The 16,238-nt window shown below is 63.8% G+C and carries 20 protein-coding genes and 1 pseudogene; 12 read left to right on the top strand and 9 right to left on the bottom strand.

Annotation, left to right across the window (positions count from 1 at the left end):
• Positions 1-22: 22 nt before the first annotated feature.
• The gene (locus E3T37_RS03820) at positions 23-868 is read right to left on the bottom strand and encodes a hypothetical protein (RefSeq protein ID WP_134365516.1); all 846 of its coding nucleotides are present in this window, start codon (positions 866-868) and stop codon (positions 23-25) included.
• 211 nt (positions 869-1,079) lie between these two features.
• Between E3T37_RS03820 and E3T37_RS03815 the strand changes: the two genes are divergently transcribed.
• The 4 genes from E3T37_RS03815 to E3T37_RS03800 all read left to right on the top strand — a co-directional run bounded on the left by E3T37_RS03815 (position 1,080) and on the right by E3T37_RS03800 (position 6,962).
• The gene (locus E3T37_RS03815; protein WP_134365515.1) at positions 1,080-2,375 is read left to right on the top strand and encodes an exonuclease domain-containing protein; all 1,296 of its coding nucleotides are present in this window, start codon (positions 1,080-1,082) and stop codon (positions 2,373-2,375) included.
• Between the two features lie 192 nt (positions 2,376-2,567).
• Positions 2,568-2,966, top strand: a complete 399-nt coding sequence (locus E3T37_RS03810) for a (deoxy)nucleoside triphosphate pyrophosphohydrolase (protein ID WP_134365514.1) — start codon at positions 2,568-2,570, stop codon at positions 2,964-2,966.
• Positions 2,967-3,079: 113 nt separating this feature from the next.
• Positions 3,080-5,860: a DUF3427 domain-containing protein gene (locus E3T37_RS03805; protein ID WP_198415956.1), complete on the top strand. Its 2,781-nt coding sequence runs from the start codon at positions 3,080-3,082 to the stop codon at positions 5,858-5,860.
• A gap of 67 nt (positions 5,861-5,927) precedes the next feature.
• Positions 5,928-6,962, top strand: a complete 1,035-nt coding sequence (locus tag E3T37_RS03800; protein WP_134365512.1) for an NADPH:quinone reductase — start codon at positions 5,928-5,930, stop codon at positions 6,960-6,962.
• An 81-nt stretch (positions 6,963-7,043) separates the two neighbouring features.
• Here the strand turns inward: E3T37_RS03800 and deoC are convergent, their stop codons facing one another.
• Genes deoC through deoD form a run of 3 tightly spaced genes read right to left on the bottom strand, consistent with a single transcriptional unit; the run spans position 7,044 to position 9,964 of the window.
• On the bottom strand, positions 7,044-7,748 hold the full coding sequence (gene deoC, locus E3T37_RS03795) for a deoxyribose-phosphate aldolase (protein WP_134365511.1): 705 nt from the start codon (positions 7,746-7,748) through the stop codon (positions 7,044-7,046).
• Positions 7,749-7,757: 9 nt separating this feature from the next.
• Positions 7,758-9,200 carry an MFS transporter gene (locus E3T37_RS03790; RefSeq protein WP_134365510.1) on the bottom strand — a complete coding sequence of 481 codons (1,443 nt, stop codon included), beginning with the start codon at positions 9,198-9,200 and terminating at the stop codon, positions 7,758-7,760.
• Complete coding sequence (deoD, locus tag E3T37_RS03785) at positions 9,200-9,964, bottom strand: purine-nucleoside phosphorylase (protein WP_134365509.1); 765 nt, start codon at positions 9,962-9,964, stop codon at positions 9,200-9,202. Before deoD ends, E3T37_RS03790 begins: the two co-directional genes overlap by 1 nt.
• A gap of 87 nt (positions 9,965-10,051) precedes the next feature.
• Between deoD and E3T37_RS03780 the strand changes: the two genes are divergently transcribed.
• From E3T37_RS03780 to E3T37_RS03765, 4 genes are all read left to right on the top strand, one after another.
• Complete coding sequence (locus E3T37_RS03780) at positions 10,052-10,843, top strand: GntR family transcriptional regulator (RefSeq protein WP_134365508.1); 792 nt, start codon at positions 10,052-10,054, stop codon at positions 10,841-10,843.
• Positions 10,844-10,853: 10 nt separating this feature from the next.
• Positions 10,854-11,138: a type II toxin-antitoxin system Phd/YefM family antitoxin gene (locus E3T37_RS03775; protein WP_241976249.1), complete on the top strand. Its 285-nt coding sequence runs from the start codon at positions 10,854-10,856 to the stop codon at positions 11,136-11,138.
• Positions 11,135-11,392, top strand: a complete 258-nt coding sequence (locus tag E3T37_RS03770; protein ID WP_134365507.1) for a type II toxin-antitoxin system RelE/ParE family toxin — start codon at positions 11,135-11,137, stop codon at positions 11,390-11,392. Before E3T37_RS03775 ends, E3T37_RS03770 begins: the two co-directional genes overlap by 4 nt.
• A gap of 125 nt (positions 11,393-11,517) precedes the next feature.
• Positions 11,518-11,859, top strand: a complete 342-nt coding sequence (locus tag E3T37_RS03765; RefSeq protein ID WP_134365506.1) for a DUF4234 domain-containing protein — start codon at positions 11,518-11,520, stop codon at positions 11,857-11,859.
• A 23-nt stretch (positions 11,860-11,882) separates the two neighbouring features.
• Here E3T37_RS03765 and E3T37_RS03760 read toward each other — a convergent pair whose 3' ends face one another.
• The 3 genes from E3T37_RS03760 to E3T37_RS03750 all read right to left on the bottom strand — a co-directional run bounded on the left by E3T37_RS03760 (position 11,883) and on the right by E3T37_RS03750 (position 13,974).
• Entirely contained in the window at positions 11,883-12,257 is a 375-nt protein-coding gene (locus E3T37_RS03760) for a YccF domain-containing protein (protein WP_134365505.1), read from the bottom strand.
• Between the two features lie 86 nt (positions 12,258-12,343).
• Positions 12,344-13,048 carry a triacylglycerol lipase gene (locus tag E3T37_RS03755; RefSeq protein WP_174844091.1) on the bottom strand — a complete coding sequence of 235 codons (705 nt, stop codon included), beginning with the start codon at positions 13,046-13,048 and terminating at the stop codon, positions 12,344-12,346.
• Positions 13,045-13,974: an alpha/beta fold hydrolase gene (locus tag E3T37_RS03750; RefSeq protein WP_160141100.1), complete on the bottom strand. Its 930-nt coding sequence runs from the start codon at positions 13,972-13,974 to the stop codon at positions 13,045-13,047. Before E3T37_RS03750 ends, E3T37_RS03755 begins: the two co-directional genes overlap by 4 nt.
• A 178-nt stretch (positions 13,975-14,152) precedes the next feature.
• On the opposite strand from E3T37_RS03750, the gene E3T37_RS03745 reads away from it, so the two are divergent.
• The 4 genes from E3T37_RS03745 to E3T37_RS03730 are packed head-to-tail and all read left to right on the top strand — an operon-like array spanning position 14,153 to position 15,701.
• Positions 14,153-14,563 (top strand): DUF2256 and DUF3253 domain-containing protein, encoded by a 411-nt coding sequence (locus tag E3T37_RS03745; protein WP_134365503.1) that lies wholly within the window; start codon positions 14,153-14,155, stop codon positions 14,561-14,563.
• Between the two features lie 51 nt (positions 14,564-14,614).
• Positions 14,615-14,845: a hypothetical protein gene (locus E3T37_RS03740; RefSeq protein ID WP_134365502.1), complete on the top strand. Its 231-nt coding sequence runs from the start codon at positions 14,615-14,617 to the stop codon at positions 14,843-14,845.
• Complete coding sequence (locus E3T37_RS03735) at positions 14,835-15,149, top strand: type II toxin-antitoxin system PemK/MazF family toxin (RefSeq protein ID WP_134365501.1); 315 nt, start codon at positions 14,835-14,837, stop codon at positions 15,147-15,149. Before E3T37_RS03740 ends, E3T37_RS03735 begins: the two co-directional genes overlap by 11 nt.
• Before the next feature lie 54 nt (positions 15,150-15,203).
• A complete protein-coding gene (locus E3T37_RS03730) occupies positions 15,204-15,701 on the top strand; it encodes a plasmid pRiA4b ORF-3 family protein (RefSeq protein WP_241976253.1) in 498 nt (165 codons plus the stop codon).
• Here E3T37_RS03730 and E3T37_RS17700 read toward each other — a convergent pair.
• Positions 15,691-15,849 (bottom strand): hypothetical protein, encoded by a 159-nt coding sequence (locus tag E3T37_RS17700; protein ID WP_160141101.1) that lies wholly within the window; start codon positions 15,847-15,849, stop codon positions 15,691-15,693. The genes E3T37_RS03730 and E3T37_RS17700 overlap by 11 nt on opposite strands.
• A pseudogene (locus E3T37_RS03725) lies at positions 15,813-16,103 on the bottom strand (transposase); the annotation flags it as partial. The gene E3T37_RS17700 and the pseudogene E3T37_RS03725, both read right to left, overlap by 37 nt.
• Between the last annotated feature and the right edge of the window lie 135 nt (positions 16,104-16,238).

The raw sequence follows: 16,238 nt of genomic DNA, 5'->3' as shown, positions 1-16,238 counted from the left end.
CGAAAACGGGACATTCATTGGCCTATGAAATCAGATCGCGAGAGAGAAGCTCAACCAGCAATCGCTGACTCCGTTGCGGCGGCAGCGCGTGGACATAGTCCCTGATCCGAGCCTCGGCCTCGACCGCACCCGGTAGCAGAGGAAGCAACTCGTCCCGAGCGGCCGCTCGAAGCTCGGGGCCGGTCATTGGAACGGGCAGGTCCAACTTGCCGGCGGAGAGTGGCGTGAGCCCGGCGTGCACCATCGCTTCGCGGTAGACCTCGCACACGCCCTCGAGAGCGATGGATTTTTCCGGCTCGCGCAGAATGAATGCCCGGTTGCTGGTGTGGCGCGTGTTCCAGGTCTTCAACCCACGGGCATCCGCGTACTCACCGAATCGCTTTTTCGACACGAGCTGCCGAACGCTCCGGTGAGCGTCGCCCCCATGGGCGACGATGGACTGGATGTTGGGGTGCAGGTCGAGAAGGCGCTTGAGTGCATCGAGCCCATCGTCGATCAGACGGTTCGGTAGGCCGTTCGGGTGCGTTTCGTGCACGTGCCACGGGTACGCGTTCCACGGCACGACCTGGTCGTCGGTGAGGCCAACGGTCTCGTAGATGTCGCCCATGCGGGCGGCCGAGCCGTCGTTGTTTTCTCGTGACAACATGCCTGAGCCCGTGGCTCCGCCGGCCTGCGGGCCGGGGTTCGAAGACAGTGCGAGGATGACGGCCGTCGAGGCTCCGTAGTGGGGTGCGATGTACGGAACGGAGTAGCCGGGCAGTTCCTCCATGAGGCGATCGCAGAGCGCGTTGATCGCGCTTACCTGTGGCTCGTGGATTCGGCTCATCTGGTCGTCGCGAAACGCTGGGTCGGCCATCCGTCGGGTCATGTCTGAATCCTAGGTGAGACCGTCTCGTCTCCAATTCGCGGTGCCCCCAACTGGGGACAGCTGGGCCGATCACAGGCGTTCGTAGCAATGTCGGCGCACCTAGGCTGGCATTAGAAATGATCGGCAATCAGCTGGGGGACTGGAGAATGAGCCCGGATTATCTTGGAGTGTCAGCGGTAGACGGCGGGATCATAGGGACAGGAGCTCTCCGATGACCGGCAGGCTCCGCCACCCGGCGCACAGGGATGCGAGCGAAGTGACGGCCGGCAGCGGCAAAGGCTATGCGGTCATCGACTTCGAAACGACCGGGTTGTTCGCGCAGTCGAGTCATCGGGTCATCGGGGTTGCAATCGTTCACGTGGATGAAACGGGCCGTATCACCGGCCGATGGGACACGCTGATCAACCCCGGGCGCGACCTTGGCAGGCAGGACATCCACCGCATTCGCGCGGCCGATGTGATGCAGGCGCCGACCTTCGAGCAGATCGCGCCCCAGCTCGTCAAGCTCATCTCCGGGCGCGTGCTGGTAGCGCACAATGCGCGGTTTGACACTGGATTCCTGCTTGCGGAGCTGGAACGGCTCGACTATGAAGCTGAGCTGAAGCTGGAGGCGCTCTGCACCATGCAGCTGGCGCGCGAGTTCCTCCCGGGCTCCGGTCGTAAGCTCTCCGACTGTTGTGCCGCGTACGACATCCCTCTCGTGGACGCGCATCGCGCCCTGGCCGATGCCGTAGCGACCGCAAGGCTGCTGGGTGCCTACATTGCAGAGGCCCCGGATGCCCCGGGCTGGGCTCGCAGCGTGGCCGGCGCCGCCGCGTTGCCTTGGCCACCCTTTCTGGGAGAGGCGTCAGAGTGGGTTTCCCGCGACGATGTTGCCCCCGCCGGACCGGTCAAGGCCGCATCATGGCTCGACCGGATCACGGTGAAGCTCCCCGAGTTCGCTGGCCCGGCTGAGCAGTTGGATTACCTGGCCCTCCTTGACCTCGCCCTACTCGACCGCGAACTCTCAACCCACGAGGCGCAGGCGCTCGTGCAACTCGCCGAAGACCTCGGCATCGGCCGCGCCACCTGTGCGGCCCTGCACGAACGTTACTTCGACGACCTCGTGCATATCGCCTGGGTTGACATGGTTCTCACCGAGGCCGAAATAGCCGACCTCGTCACCGTGGCGCAGCTGCTCGGGCTTCCGACCGCGGCGGTTGCGACTGCGCTGGTGGCGCCGCCGGTTGCCAGGACATCGAAGGTGGCTGCCGCCTCGTCGGAGCGCTTCGCGCTGACCGTGGGCGACATCGTCGTTCTCACCGGTGAGATGTTGCGGTTGCGTGCCGATTGGCACGCCGAACTTACGCAGCACGGATTTGTTCCCGGAGCCGGCGTGACGAAGAAGTCCCGCCTGGTCGTCGCGGCCGACCCCGACTCCTTGTCGGGCAAGGCGCGCACAGCTCGCGACTATGGCATTCCCGTTGTGAGCGAAGCCGGGTTGAGCTCCCTGCTGGGTCGTTCCTGACCACCGAGCGCGACCCGCAAAGGCCGTGACCGCTGAGGAGCCAGCAGTTGATATGCGGGGCGCGTGTTGGAAGCGAAACAGCGGACTGACCTTGCTCTGAGCGGCGGGCCTCGCCCACACCTGATGTGAGCCGCTCACCGCTGCTAGATAAGCTGGCCACACGGATCGACGGCCAAGTAACGGAGTAGGCACTTGAAGAAAAGAATCGAAGTCGTCGGCGCGGTCCTCACCAGAGGGGAGACAATCCTCGCGGCACAGCGGAGCTCGACAATGTCGCTGCCCGGCATGTGGGAATTCCCCGGGGGCAAGATTGAGTCAAACGAGTCACCGCAGCAAGCATTGCTCCGCGAACTCGAAGAAGAGTTGCTCTGCTCTGCCGAAATTGGCAAACATATCGAAACCACCGAGCACGAGTACGACTTTGGCATCGTCATCCTCACCACCTACTACTGCTCGCTGATCGGCAAGGAACCTCGCCTGACGGAGCACTCGGAGATTCGTTGGGTGCAAGCTGCCGAGCTGGATCAGCTTGATTGGGCCCCCGCCGACATCCCCGCAGTCGCGCGCGTGATGAAGGACTTCTTGGCTTGAGGGAAATTCGCAGTCAACTAACGCTCGACAACGTTTTTGGATTCCTAAATTCACACGTCAAGGCTGACCAGGTCTTCCACCCCACTCTTGTATCTAATTCCAACGGCCAGACGATGCTGAAAGCGATCCTCGACGAGCTCAAGCGATCGCGCAACTTCGTATTCTCGGTCGCATTCATCACGCCAAGCGCGATTGCCCTGCTCAAACAGGCACTCCTTGACTACCGAGGAATGGGCACGATCATCACATCGACCTATCTCGGATTCAACTCGCCTGCCGCGTTCCGTGAGCTCCTCAACCTCGATGGCGTAGATGTCTACGTGTATCCAGACTCCGCTGCTGGGTTCCACGCAAAAGGGTACATATTCGAGCAGGAGTCGAGTACCACAGCGATCGTTGGCAGCTCCAATTTGACCGCCTCGGCGATGCTGAGGAACCAGGAATGGAATCTGCGCTTTTCGGCCCTGCCTGATGGGGATATTGTGCAGCAGTTGAAGCGCGCCGTGCAGGCACACATGGATGCGTCGACCAACTTGACGCGGAAATGGATTGACGAATATGCACTGACGTGGGCTCCACAGCCCCAGGCCTTTCAGGGATCTACATCGGTCGAGTTGCCCGGCGATGAGCTGCCAATGGGAAGGATCTTCCCAAACTCAATGCAAGTAGAAGCACTCGCCGAGATTCAGACGTTGCGGGATGCCGGGGAGAGCCGTGCCGTTGTAATTTCGGCGACAGGGACAGGAAAGACAATCCTCTCCGCCCTCGACGTGCGGGCATACGCGCCCGAACGAATGTTGTTCGTCGTGCATCGAGAGCAGATTCTCGACCGGGCGATTGATGAGTTCAAGCGCGTTCTCAGTGCCCCGGACAGCGACTTCGGCAAGTTTGTTGGTTCGAAGAAGGAGCTCGATCGTCGCTATGTGTTCGCATCGATTCAGTCGCTTTCTCGGCCAGAGAATCTTCGAGCGATTGAGCCTGACGCCTTTGACTACGTTCTTATCGACGAAGTCCACCGAGCTGGCGCCGCGAGCTACCGCACGCTCATCGATTACCTTGAGCCGGCATTCCTTCTCGGGATGACAGCAACTCCGGAGCGCACGGATGAGTTCAACGTCTTTGAGTTGTTCGACTTCAACGTGCCTTACGAGATTCGTTTGCAGAAGGCGCTCGAGGCCGACATGTTGGCGCCGTTCCACTACTACGGCGTCACGGACTACATTAAGTCGACCGGCGAAGTCATCGATCAGGTCTCGGACCTCAGCCGGTTGGTCGCTTCTGAACGCGTGGATCATCTCGTGTCGACCATCGAAAAATATGGCCACGCCGGTGTTCCGGTCAAAGGGTTGATCTTCTGCAGCAAGAATGCCGAAGCGGCTGAGCTCTCGGGAATTCTTAACAATCGGGCTGTCCATGGACGGCAACTAAGAACTCGCGCTTTGAGCGGGAAACACTCGGTCGAGGAGCGCGAGCTGGCTGTGCAGATGCTGGAGCGGGGTGAACTCGACTACATCGTGACTGTCGATATTTTCAACGAGGGTATCGACATCCCGTCTGTCAACCAGGTGGTCATGCTCCGACAGACGCTATCGAGCATCGTTTTCACTCAGCAGCTGGGGCGAGGACTGCGCAAGGCCGCCGGCAAAGACCACCTCGTGGTGATCGACTTCATTGGCAACTACGACAACAACTACCTGATCCCTATCGCGCTCTTCGGTGACAGCACCCTAAACAAGGATTCGATTCGTAAGAAGATCATCGATGCGCAAGAAGCTGGAGCGATAGCTGGACTCTCAAGCGTGAACTTTGACGCGATTTCGAGAGAGAAGATTTTTGCTTCCCTGGCGACTACAACTCTTGACAGCATGTCAAACCTCAAAAAATCATTCGTCGACCTCAAGAACCGCCTCGGTCGATCGCCGCTACTCATGGACTTCGCCCGCTTCGACACCGTCGACCCGATGGTCATTGCAACTAAGCAGAAGAACTATTGGAGATTCCTGAATAAGGTCGGTGCGACGGATGTATCGGCCGGCGCCTTCGAAGATGCGGTTCTGACGTTCCTCTCCGGAGAGCTACTCAACGGAAAGCGGCCCCATGAGCTGCTTCTTCTCGAAAAGCTGCTGTCGCATCCTGGCGGAGTGACGGTTGAGCACTTTCAAACTGCGCTTGGCGGGAACGGGCTGGCCAGCGACCAGGCGACTCTCAATTCCGTCTTGGCCGTACTGAGCCTGACTTTCTTCACCGAAGCAGAAGCCACGAAGTTCGGTGCCGTCCCGATCGTCTCTCTTCACGATGGGGCCTACTACCTCAGCGAGAAATTCGCGGAGGCATGGGGTGCAGGGGCGCTCTTCCAGATACACGTTCGCGATGTCGTAGACGCGGGACTGTATCTTGCGCGCCACCGATACAGGTGGAGCGGGCAGCTTGAAATCGGTCAACGCTACTCTCGCAAAGACGTCTGCCGTTTGCTCAATTGGCAGTCGAATCAGCAAAGCACCATCTACGGATACAAAGTCGACTACTTCTCGAACAGTTGCCCGATTTTTGTGACCTATCACAAGGGGTCAGACGTGTCTGAGAGCACGAAGTATGAAGATGAGTTCCTCAACCCGTCAACCCTGACCTGGTACACGCGGAGCAGGCGAACACTCGCGAGTGGCGAGGTGAAGGCGATTGTGGAGAATCGCCTCCCGCTTCACGTATTCGCGAAGAAAGACGATGCAGAGGGAACTGACTTCTTCTATCTCGGCACAGCCAAATCTCAGGATGCTCGCCAGACGAAAATGTCCGGCGAGAGTGGGGACGATGTGGTCTCCATGACGCTTGGCCTGGCGAGCCCAATCGAGTCGAGCCTCTATGAGTACTTTGCGACTAAGGCGCCAGTGGCGTAGGTGCCCATTTCCCAGGCGAAGTCGTCCGATTGGGAAACATCGCGGTGCTGTTCGTGTTACCCCTGACATGAAGTCCATTGTGTACAGCCAGACCGGTGACCCGTCCGTGCTCCAGCTCGTTGATCGGCCGGTGACCGAACCCGGAGCTGACGAGGTGCGGGTGCGGATCGTGGTCAGCGGCGTGAACCCCACCGACTGGAAGTCGCGCCGCGGCTCGGCACCGGGCCAGGCGCTCGCGTTTGACGACGTCGTGCCCGGCCAGGATGGCGCTGGCATCGTGGAGGCGGTCGGCTCCGGCGTGCAGCACGTCTCGGTGGGCGGCCGGGTGTGGCTGGCGCTCGCCGCCTACCAGCGCGCGAACAGCGGCTCGGCCCAGGAGCACGCGGTGCTTCCCGCGGAGCGCGTTTTCGTGCTGCCGGCGAATGCGAGCTTTGACCAGGGCGCGAGCCTCGGCGTTCCGGCCATCACCGCGTACCGCGCGCTGACGGTGGCCGAAGACGGACCGCGGCGGCTGCACCCGGGCGCACTGGCCGGCAAGGTGGTGCTCGTGGCCGGCGGAGCGGGTGCGGTCGGGCACGCGGCGATCCAGCTGGCCCGGTGGGCGGGGGCATCCGTTGTCACGACCGTGAGCGGGCCGGCGAAAGCGGCGCTCGCCACGGCGGCAGGTGCACAACACGTGCTCACCTACACCGACCCGGACGTCGTCGAACAGATCCGGGCGATCGCACCGGAGGGGGTGGACCTGATCGTGGAGGTCGCGCCAGCCCAGAATTCGCGGCTGGACCTGGCCGTCATCCGTAATCGTGGTTCGATCGCGGTCTACGCCAACAACGGCGGCGACCAGGTGACGCTCGACGTGCGCCAGCACTTCAGCCTTAACGTGCGCTATCAGTTCGTGCTGCTCTACACGGTGGGTGCCGACGTGATTCGGGCGGCGGCCGAGGACATCAACGCGGCGCTCGTCGACGGCGCACTTGCTGTGGGGGAGGAGTCGGGGCTGCCCCTGCACCGCACCGACCTCGCGCACACGGCGGATGCCCATGCGCTGGTCGAGAGCGGAGTGGTCGGGAAGGTGCTGATCGACGTTTCGGCCAGCCGGTAGGAGCTCGCGGGCCAGGCTCGCACACGATGGAAGGTGCGAGCCCGGCTCGCACACGATGGAAGGTGCGAGCCCGGCCGGCAGTCAGTAGCCCCCGGCGCTTTCGGCGTGGGTGGCGCCGGAGAGCAGCGCGGCGCTACCGGAGACACCCAGCCGGGTCGCGCCGGCCTCGATCAGTGCCGCGGCCTCTTCGAAGCTGTGCACACCGCCCGACGCCTTCACCTCGGCCCGGTCGCCCACAGTCTGCTTCATCAGGCGAACGGCGTGCACGGTCGCGCCGCCGGCGGGGTGGAAGCCGGTGGAGGTCTTCACGAAGTCGGCGCCCGCGGCGACGGATGCCTGGCACGCGCCGACGATCTCGGCATCGGTCAGCGCAGCGGATTCGATGATCACCTTGAGCACCTTCGGTGCGGGAACGCTCGCGCGCACGGCCGCGATGTCGGCCTGCACCTCCGAGAACCGGCCGGCCTTGACGGCGCCGATGTCGATGACCATGTCGACCTCGTCCGCGCCCTGCTCGATGGAAAGGGCGGCTTCGGCGGCCTTGATGGCGCTGTGGTGCTTGCCGCTGGGGAAACCGCAGACAACCGCAACCTTGAGATCGGCGCCGGCCGGGATGGTCAGCGGCAACATCGACGGGGAGACACAGACCGAATAGGTGCCGAGCCGGATGGCCTCAGCGATGAGCGCGGTCACGTCTGCTGCGGTGGCCTCGGGCTTCAGGAGGGTGTGGTCGATGTGCTGGGCGACGATGGCCGCGCTGAGGGGGATGGTGGGGGCGGAAATCATGGTGTGTCCTTAGTTGGTGACGGGTGCGGGTGCGGGTGCGGGTGTGGGTGCGGGTGCGGGTGCGGTTTCGGGTTCGCCCTGGCGCTCCAGGACAACGACGAAGACGCGGTAGAGCACCAGGCCGAGGGCGGCGACCGCCGCGAGAATCAACAACACCGTTCCGTAAGAAGACGCCTGATCGGTGCCGGCGATGCCCCCGAGCAGGTTGGGCTTAAGGTTCATCAGGGCCGCGGTGTAGGCGATGCCGATCGGCACGGCAATGTTGATGGTGAGGTTGTAGAAGCCGATGGCGATACCGGAGTTCTCGACCGGCACCCGCCCAATGGCGGTCGACACGAGGGGGCCGTACATCAACGCGAAGCCCATCCCGAACAAGATCATCGAGATCACGAAGATCCCGATCCACTTGTCCACCACCAGAGCCGGGATCAGCATCGAGGCGATGATCACGATCAACGCCGTGGTGATGGCCTGCTTGGATGTGAGGACCCGGGCGATTTTGCCGGTGGCCGAGCCGACTATCACGGCGGCGATATAGCCGGGGATCAGCAGCAGGGAGACCTCTCCGAGGTTGTAGCCGTAGATGTCGGATACCAGGAACGGGAAGAGGAAGGTGTAGCCCAGCTGGACCGAGTAGATGACGAACACCACGATGATCATCAGCGAGTATTGGGCGTTGGCGAAGAACGCGATGGTGATCACGGCGTTGTCGTGGGTTCGGATGTGCCAGATGAATAAAATCAGCCCCGCGACGACTGGCATCAGGTACAACAAGTTGAAGTTCTGCATGAATAGGATGATGCCGGTGGCGAACACCGCGATCAGGAAAAGCCCGAACACGTCCACGTGGCCCTCATTCGTTGCCTCAGCGGCAACCGTACGGAGCACGACCGGGATGGTCAGCAGGGAAAGCAAGGTGACCAGGAAGAAGGCCGCCCAGCCGATGTAGGTGGCGATGAAGCCGCTGCCGACGGTGCCGATCAGGAGCGACAGCTGGAAGGCTGCGGTGCTGAAGCCCAGGTATTTCTTCTGCTCGTCGCCCCTGAAATGCTTGGTGACGTAGATCACGTAGAGGGTCTCGGCGGCCGCCAGGCCGGCGGTCTGGATCAGCCGGCCGACCAGGATCAGCCAGAAGTTGGTCTGGAAGACGAAGCCGACGATCGACCCGATCGTCATCACGAGGATCGCGAAAATGATGAGTTTCCGGATGCTGATCGAGTCGGCCAGCGCGGCGTAGACCACGGCACCGATACCGATCAGGATGCCGGTCAGAGTGGCTTGCAGGCTGACGGTGTTGACGGGCAGGTTGAGACTCTGTGCCAGTGCCGGCGACATGAACTTGAAGCCATTGTCCAGCACTAGGGAAAACACGAAGAGGAACAGCAGGATGGGGACGGCCCGGGTCGGTGTGAAGACCTGGGTCGGACGCGGGGAGTGAGTCGCGGTGCTCATCAGATCAGTTCCAGCGCGATCTCGATCATTCCGGTGAAGGCGGTCTGCCGTTCCTCGGGGGTGGTCCTGGCGTTGGTGACGAGGTGGTCGCTGACAGTGAAGATGCCAAGCGCATCGACGCCCGCGGCCGCGGCGTTGGCGAACAGCCCTGCCGACTCCATCTCGGCGGCCAGGATGCCCATCTTCATCCACTTCCCCATGGCGTCGGGATCGGCGCCGTAGAACAGGTCGGACGAGAGCACATTGCCCACGTGGGTGCGTTGACCGCGCTCGTCGGCGATCCGTTTGGCGTGCTCGAGCAGCCGGTACGACGACAGCGGCGCCCATGTACCGGGCAGGTTGAACTGGTTCAGGTAGTTGGAGTCGGTTGACGCGCCCTGGGCGATAACCACGTCGTAGAGCTCCATGTTCTCCTGCATGGCGCCGCAGCTGCCCACCCGGATCAGGTTCTTGACCCCGAAGAAGTGGATCAGCTCGTAGCTGTAGAGCGAGATGGAGGGGATGCCCATACCCGTGCCCATCACGGACACGGGGCGCCCTCGGTAAGTGCCCGTGAAACCCAACATGTTGCGAACCTCGTTGAAGCAGCGGATGTCGTCGAAGTATGTCTCGGCGATGAACTTCGCTCTCAGCGGGTCCCCCGGAAGGAGGATCGTCTCGGCGATGTCCACCCCCTTCGGATCGATGTGCGGAGTGCTGCGCGTGGGGGGATACAGAACCTTCGTCGTTGACGGTGATCCGGCCCTCGTTGTGGTTGAACTCATGTTGACTCCTTCGTCTCTCAAGTATGAGGTTATACCTCTCAGGTCACATATCAAATGTGGTACGTTCGGCGTTGACAAGGAGGTCTCGTGACGACCCGTTTGGAACCGCACCCGTTCTTGCACCAGCAGCTCCACCTCACCGTCGGCCAGCCGATTCGAGTCGCCGTCTACACCCGGCTCGCGGATGGAATCCGCTCTGGCGTGTTCCGGCTGGGCGAAATGCTGCCCAGGGAGACAGAGCTCTCGGCAATGCTCGGCGTCAGCCGCACACCCGTACGCGAGGCGCTGATGCTCCTCGAAGAAGACGGGTTACTGGTCACCCGTCGCGGAGTGGGGCGATTCGTCACGGACTCCATCCCGCACGGCGGCCTGGAGCAGCTGCGGCCATTTGAGATCGCCTTGGCCGACCCGAACATGACGTTGACTGTCCAGCCGGTGCGCTTCGAATTGGAAGGGGTGACGGACTTCGTGTCCCACCGGCTCTCCCTCGACCCGGCTGCCAACGCCTGGATCCGCGAGAGCGTCTTGCTGCAGGATGGCGTTCCCGTTGCCACCGTTCAAGAGCATCTCCCCGCGGGGCGCTACCTCACCGATGTGAGCGAGCGAATCGCATCCGAACTCTCGGAGCTCGCCGCCGAACCACGCACGCTCCTTGCATCCATGCAGGCCAACGGCCACGTCTTCACGAACGGCGTGTGCCAGATCGTCGCGACCGACGCTGGCCCCACGCGAGCGAAACTGCTGAACATCGAGCCGGCAGCGGCGGTCCTCGTCCTCACCCAGACAGCGGAGCACGGCGGAGTCCCGATCTACGCCGCGAAATGTGTCGTCGCGCCCGGTCACGGGTCACTGTCGGTCAGGCAGCACAACCCGAACTAGTGGTGCGCACATGTACATCGCGATCACGCTGATGTACATTTGGGGCATGTCGAAGTCGAGCGTCACCGACGCCAGGGCGCGCCTACCCGAGTTGATCGCCCAGGCCAGCACAGAGGCCGTCTTCCTGGAGCGTCGCGGAAAGGTCGCTGCGGTGCTCGTGAGCCCCGAACAGTACGCGCGAATGCTAGAAGCGCTTGAGGATGCTGAGGATGTCGCGGCGTTTGATGCGGCGATGGCCGACGAGGGCGACAACATTCCCTGGGAGCAGGTCAAAGCGGATCTCGGCTGGATGTGAGCAAGTACCGGATCGAATTGCGCCCGGCAGCGGTCAAAGCCTTGCCGCGCATTGATCCGCAGGACCGTGGTCGGGTACAAGGCGCCATCGCCCTGCTGGGCGAAGACCCTCGCCCGCCCGGGGCTAGAGCGCTGCAGGGACGGGACGGCTATCGGGTGCGGGTGGGCAACTATCGGATTATCTACACCATTCGCAACGACATCCTCGTGGTGGTCGTGGTCACCGTCGGCCATCGCCGGGACGTGTACGAGTAGCCCGTCGCGTGGGCTGAGTGTCACTGTCGGCGGCCGGCCCGAACTGGGGGCGCGAACTTCCGGGGGCCTGTGGGCACGGCTGCCACGCTGGTACCTCAGTGCAATCTTAGGGGGAACAGAATCACATGAAACGTCGTAGTCCTGCAGCGCCGCTGCTCCTGCCCTTCGTCACCTTCGGCATCTACGCACTGGTTTGGTTCGCGAAGACCAAGAACGAGATCAACCTCGTCGCGCCCAGCAGGATCCCGACGACGTGGCTGGTCATTCTCCCCATCATCAGCTACTGGTGGCTGTGGAAGTTCGCCGTGGGCGTCCAGGAGACCACCGGATTCAGCCGTGCCGGCGCGTTCTGGCTGCTTCTGCTGCTCGGCCCGATCGGCGCCGCCATCGTTCAGGATTCGCTCAACAATTCGGTTCCGGCGCCGATTCTGCGCGCTGGGTCCCCTCAGCCCGCGGTCAGCATCTGACCAGCGGATCGTCGATTGACCGCTTAGGGAATGTCGACGATCTGCTTGCCGAGCGGCATCAGCGCCACGGGGATCAGCTTGAAGTTGGCGATCCCGAACGGGATACCGATGATCGTGATGCAGAGCGCGATGCCCGACATCAGGTGCCCGAGGGCGATCCACCAGCCGGCCAGCACCACCCAGACGACGTTGCCGAGGAGCGACCCGACGCCCGCGCCCGGTGTGTCGACCACGGTCTTGCCGAACGGCCAGAGCGCATAGAAACCGATCCGCGCCGCCGCGATTCCCCAGGGGATGGTGATGATGAGCACGAACATGGTCAGGGCCGCCAGCATGTAGCCGAGGAACAGCCAGAAGCCCGAGAACACGAGCCAGATCACATTGAGGAGAGTCTTCATGAGGATTCCATTCTCCCTCAGTTAGGCCGAGTTCGCCGAGCGAGATCGGTTGCGCCCAGGCCGGCCCGACGAGCTACCCCGCGGGGTCAGAGCGCCGGCGTCGCGGCATCCGTCACCGCGTCGAGCACAGCCCGCACGGTCCTCGGGTCGCCGAGGATGCGGAAGTGCCCGCCGACGCGCAGCCGGATGTTGCGGGCACCGACGAGTTCACTGCCCTCGGGGATGTGCGGGTCGAACTCTCCGTAGATGGACACGATCCGGTCGTTGACCCGGTGGTCCAGGCCGAGGTCGTGCAGGGCGGCGTTGGTGGGGGCGAAAGCACGGATGCTCGGCACGACCAGGTAGCGCGCATAGCGGGATCCGGCGAAGGGGACACTGATCGCGGTCATGCCGCTCACCCGGCCGTCGGGGTCGTGGGTCGTCATCAGCTGTTTGCCGATCAGGCCGCCCTTGCTGTGCGCCACGATGATGACGCCGGTCAGGTTCTCCCGCTCGAGGTAGGCGGCGACGGTCGCGGCGGCATCCGCCAGGGAACGGCGGTTGCGGCCCAGCGCCGCCACCACGTGCACCGGATACCCGTGGTCGTGCAGAATCCGGATCAGCGGTCGCATGAATGCCCAGGATTCGTACACCCCGGGGATGATCACGATTGGCGCGCCGGCCCCGGAGCGGAAGTCCGCCGGCTGGGCGCGGGAGAGGGCGGCGCGGGTCTGCCTCTTCACCGCGTAGACGTAGTCGAGCATCCACCATCGGGCATCGCGCAGAGGGCGAATCAGCAGACGGCGAATCATGGGGCGGGCCGGGTGCCGGGGGATTGCTGTGTGCGTGGGGCTTGCTGGGTGTGTGTGGATTGCGCGGTGTGTGGGGCCGGCCCGGTGACCGACGGATGCCGCTGGGCGTGTTCCACGATGATGGCGGCGGTCTGCGCGGCGGCGCTGTGGTGCACCAGGTGGCGGTGGCCCGCGATTTCCCGGAAATGCCCGTCCGGCGCGGCGGCGGCCAGCGCCGCACACCAGGCGCTGCCCGAGACGGGATCGTTGGCGCCCCGGATCACGAGGGTGGGGGAGCGCACGTCGCCGAGGGCCAGGTCGGTGCGGTAGTCGAGCATGGGGACGAGCTCGGTGGAGAACCAACGCGGGCCGCACTCGAGGTAATCGCGGAAGACGATCAGGTTGCCCGACGGCGGCTCCTTGACCACATCGCGGGTCAGGCCCATCGCCTGTTGCACGGCCGTGGCCCGGCGGGGATCGGTGACGGCGCCGATCAGAACCAGGCGGGGGACGGCATCCGGGCGTTGCCGGGCCAGCTCCGTGGCGAATTGGGCGCCCATCGAATGGCCGACCACGACCGCGCGCGGCACCTCGAGTTGATCCATCAGCCGGCCGAGCAGGGCGCCGTATTCCTCGATCCCGAGCGGTCGTCCGGGCTTGCGGGTGCCGCCGAATCCGGGAAGGTCGAGCGAATGGGTGTGCCCGGTGAGGGCCAGGCGCTGCTGGATCCGCCGGTAGTAGCGGTGCGACGCCCCAATGCCGTGCACCAGCAGGTAGGTCGGCGGCTCGGGCTCCGCCTCCGACTCGTGCTCCGACTCCGGCGCACGCGACGCGCTCGCCATGGAGTGCACGGTGAACTGCTGCCCGTCCACCTCGACGTTGCGGCCACGGTTGGCTACGGCAGCTGCGCGCCGTCGTTCGGCACTCGCGGGGTCGGTGCTCGTCACGGGGTTTCCTTCGGGTTCATGTGCGGGAAGCCTATCGCCCTGCGGGTTGGGGCGGTCCGGGCGGTCGCAGGCTGTGGCATCCGTCATTAATATGACGGATGCGCGCCGGATTCGTCACGTGCGGTCGCCGGACCGCGCTCGACCCCGCTCGACCCCGCAATCCCGCAGGATAGAAGGCATGGCCCACCGTCAACGCAAACCCGCCGACCCGGACGCCGCCGGTGGCCGGGCGGACAAGACCTGCGCCTCCTGTGGGCGGCGCATCGAGTGGCGCGCGAAGTGGGCCGACAACTGGGATTCGGTGAAGTACTGCTCGGCCGCGTGCCGCGGGCGCGGAGTGAGCGCGACCGACCTCCGGCTTGAAGAGAGCATCGCCACCCTGCTCGGTGCGCGGGCGCAGGATGCCACGATCTGCCCCTCCGAGGCGGCGAAAGTGGTCGGCGGCGAGGGGTGGTGCGACCTCATGGAGCCGGCCCGCCGAGCCGCACGCCGCTTGGTCGCCCGCGGTGAACTGCAGATCACGCAGGGCGGGACGGTGGTCGATCCCTCGACGGCGAAGGGTCCGATCCGGTTGCGGCGGGTGCGGTAGGGGTCTTTATTTGTAGTGGATTCGTCTTACACACTGTCTTATGATGTCGTTATGGCGGTGATCAATTTCCGAACGGATGAACGCGCGCAGCGGGCTTTGGACGAGCTGACGGCAGACGGATCGACTGTGTCGACGGCCATCCGGCAGGCGCTGGTCGATGCAGCTCGCCTGCGTCGGCGCGAAAAGATGCGATACGAGTCGGCCGCTCTGTTGGAGGACGACGCCGACCGTGCCGAGAGTCGCGCCGTCCTTGCAGAGATGGATGACCTGCGTGCGTGGTGACATCCACCGCTTGACCGCGCCGCGAGGAGTCCTTGGCCATGAACTAGCCGGTGTCCGCTACGCCATCATCGTTCAATCGGACGACCTTTCCCTCTCTACCGTTCTGGTTGTGCCCACCTCCCGTTCGGCCCGGCCCCAGAGCTTTCGGCCGACAATCAAGATCGGCAGCGAACGCACGCAGGTGCTCGTCGAACAGACCGCTGCGGTCGCGCCGGAACGCCTGGGCAACCTCGTGGGCCACGTCAGCCGGGCCGAGATGGACGAGATCGACGAGGCACTCCGACTGGCGCTACAGCTCGATTAGGCCCGAGCGATAATTATCTCTGCCGCGAACCCTTCGCCTTCTAGACTCGGTGAGATGACGAAGAAGAAGGCTGTGAGCAAGAAGCCTGGCCCTGATTCGTGCTCCCGCACAGGAAACAAGACCCGAGCCGAGCGGTTCGCCATCCTGGCGTTCGTCATGGATGCCATGACGAACCCGTTCGGCGGCGGGTTTGGCAGCGGCGCGCAGACCGTGCGCCCGCTGCCGTTGCTGGAATCACCCGCGACTCCGGCGCAGTTTCGCATCCGGGTCGATCTGGTCGGCGCGACACCCCCGCTCTGGCGCCGCCTCACCCTTCCGTCGGACCTGACCCTCGACCGGGTGCATCAGGTGCTCCAGGTCGTCTTCGGCTGGACCGACACTCATGTGTACCAATTCAGCCTCGAGTTCGGCCGAACGATGCCGCGTGAGTATTTGCGGGTTCGGGGGTCGTTGAATATTGCCTTCGGGGGTCGCGGGTATTGCCTGGTGGTGCCAGGCTGTCGCGCGGTCGGGGGCCAGCGACGCCCGACCGCGCGAGGCTTTATGCCGTGACCTGGCCGGCGGTGTGCTCTCGCATGTTGTGGCCGCCGGTCTCGACCCAGATGGTGTTGTGGACGATGCGGTCCATGATCGCGTCGGCGTGAACTGAGCTGCCGCGGGGCTGGGTGGTGCGAAGGCGTGGTCGAAGAGGCGGGTCCAACCGGTTTCCCAGGGCCAGTTCTCGGGCAGGTGCAGGGTGATCCGCCGGGCTGACGAGGCGATCCTCGGGGGGATGTTGATGAGTTTTCGGCGGATGGTCGCGGTCGTTGCCCGGGCCAGGCCGGTGCCGGCGGTTGTGGCGGTGGCGCGGGTGAGGTTGAAGGCGATCACGGCCAGGACGAGCCAGGCCGCGTTGGCCGCGAACACGCCCGAGGGCAGGTGGGCCAGGGCGCTGCTTTTCAGGTCGGAATTGATGAGCTAGATGTTATGCAGACGTCTGCATAACATCGATAGTGCGTATCCGCTTAGCTCAGCTAGAGTGAGGTGTGCCCAAACCTGATTTTCCACGTTCGATTCTGGCGTTCCAGGAGTGGTTCGTGGATGAGCAGG

The sequence above is a fragment of the Cryobacterium sp. TMT2-10 genome, from assembly GCF_004403075.1.
Taxonomy (GTDB): domain Bacteria; phylum Actinomycetota; class Actinomycetes; order Actinomycetales; family Microbacteriaceae; genus Cryobacterium; species Cryobacterium shii.
The sequence above is the reverse complement of the archived record's forward strand: the minus strand, read 5'-3'. Positions and strand labels throughout refer to the sequence as shown.

What these genes read in the sequence shown, in the direction of transcription:
- E3T37_RS03805 (WP_198415956.1), top strand. Translation starts at nt 3,080, where the DNA reads ATGCTGAAAGCGATCCTCGACGAGCTCAAGCGATCGCGCAACTTCGTA.
- E3T37_RS03745 (WP_134365503.1), top strand. Translation starts at nt 14,153, where the DNA reads ATGGCCCACCGTCAACGCAAACCCGCCGACCCGGACGCCGCCGGTGGC.
- deoD (WP_134365509.1), bottom strand. Translation starts at nt 9,964, where the DNA reads ATGAGTTCAACCACAACGAGGGCCGGATCACCGTCAACGACGAAGGTT.
- E3T37_RS03775 (WP_241976249.1), top strand. Translation starts at nt 10,854, where the DNA reads ATGTACATCGCGATCACGCTGATGTACATTTGGGGCATGTCGAAGTCG.
- E3T37_RS03740 (WP_134365502.1), top strand. Translation starts at nt 14,615, where the DNA reads ATGGCGGTGATCAATTTCCGAACGGATGAACGCGCGCAGCGGGCTTTG.
- E3T37_RS03730 (WP_241976253.1), top strand. Translation starts at nt 15,204, where the DNA reads ATGACGAAGAAGAAGGCTGTGAGCAAGAAGCCTGGCCCTGATTCGTGC.
- E3T37_RS03820 (WP_134365516.1), bottom strand. Translation starts at nt 868, where the DNA reads ATGACCCGACGGATGGCCGACCCAGCGTTTCGCGACGACCAGATGAGC.
- E3T37_RS03800 (WP_134365512.1), top strand. Translation starts at nt 5,928, where the DNA reads ATGAAGTCCATTGTGTACAGCCAGACCGGTGACCCGTCCGTGCTCCAG.
- E3T37_RS03760 (WP_134365505.1), bottom strand. Translation starts at nt 12,257, where the DNA reads ATGAAGACTCTCCTCAATGTGATCTGGCTCGTGTTCTCGGGCTTCTGG.
- E3T37_RS03815 (WP_134365515.1), top strand. Translation starts at nt 1,080, where the DNA reads ATGACCGGCAGGCTCCGCCACCCGGCGCACAGGGATGCGAGCGAAGTG.
- E3T37_RS03755 (WP_174844091.1), bottom strand. Translation starts at nt 13,048, where the DNA reads ATGATTCGCCGTCTGCTGATTCGCCCTCTGCGCGATGCCCGATGGTGG.
- E3T37_RS03765 (WP_134365506.1), top strand. Translation starts at nt 11,518, where the DNA reads ATGAAACGTCGTAGTCCTGCAGCGCCGCTGCTCCTGCCCTTCGTCACC.
- E3T37_RS03790 (WP_134365510.1), bottom strand. Translation starts at nt 9,200, where the DNA reads ATGAGCACCGCGACTCACTCCCCGCGTCCGACCCAGGTCTTCACACCG.
- deoC (WP_134365511.1), bottom strand. Translation starts at nt 7,748, where the DNA reads ATGATTTCCGCCCCCACCATCCCCCTCAGCGCGGCCATCGTCGCCCAG.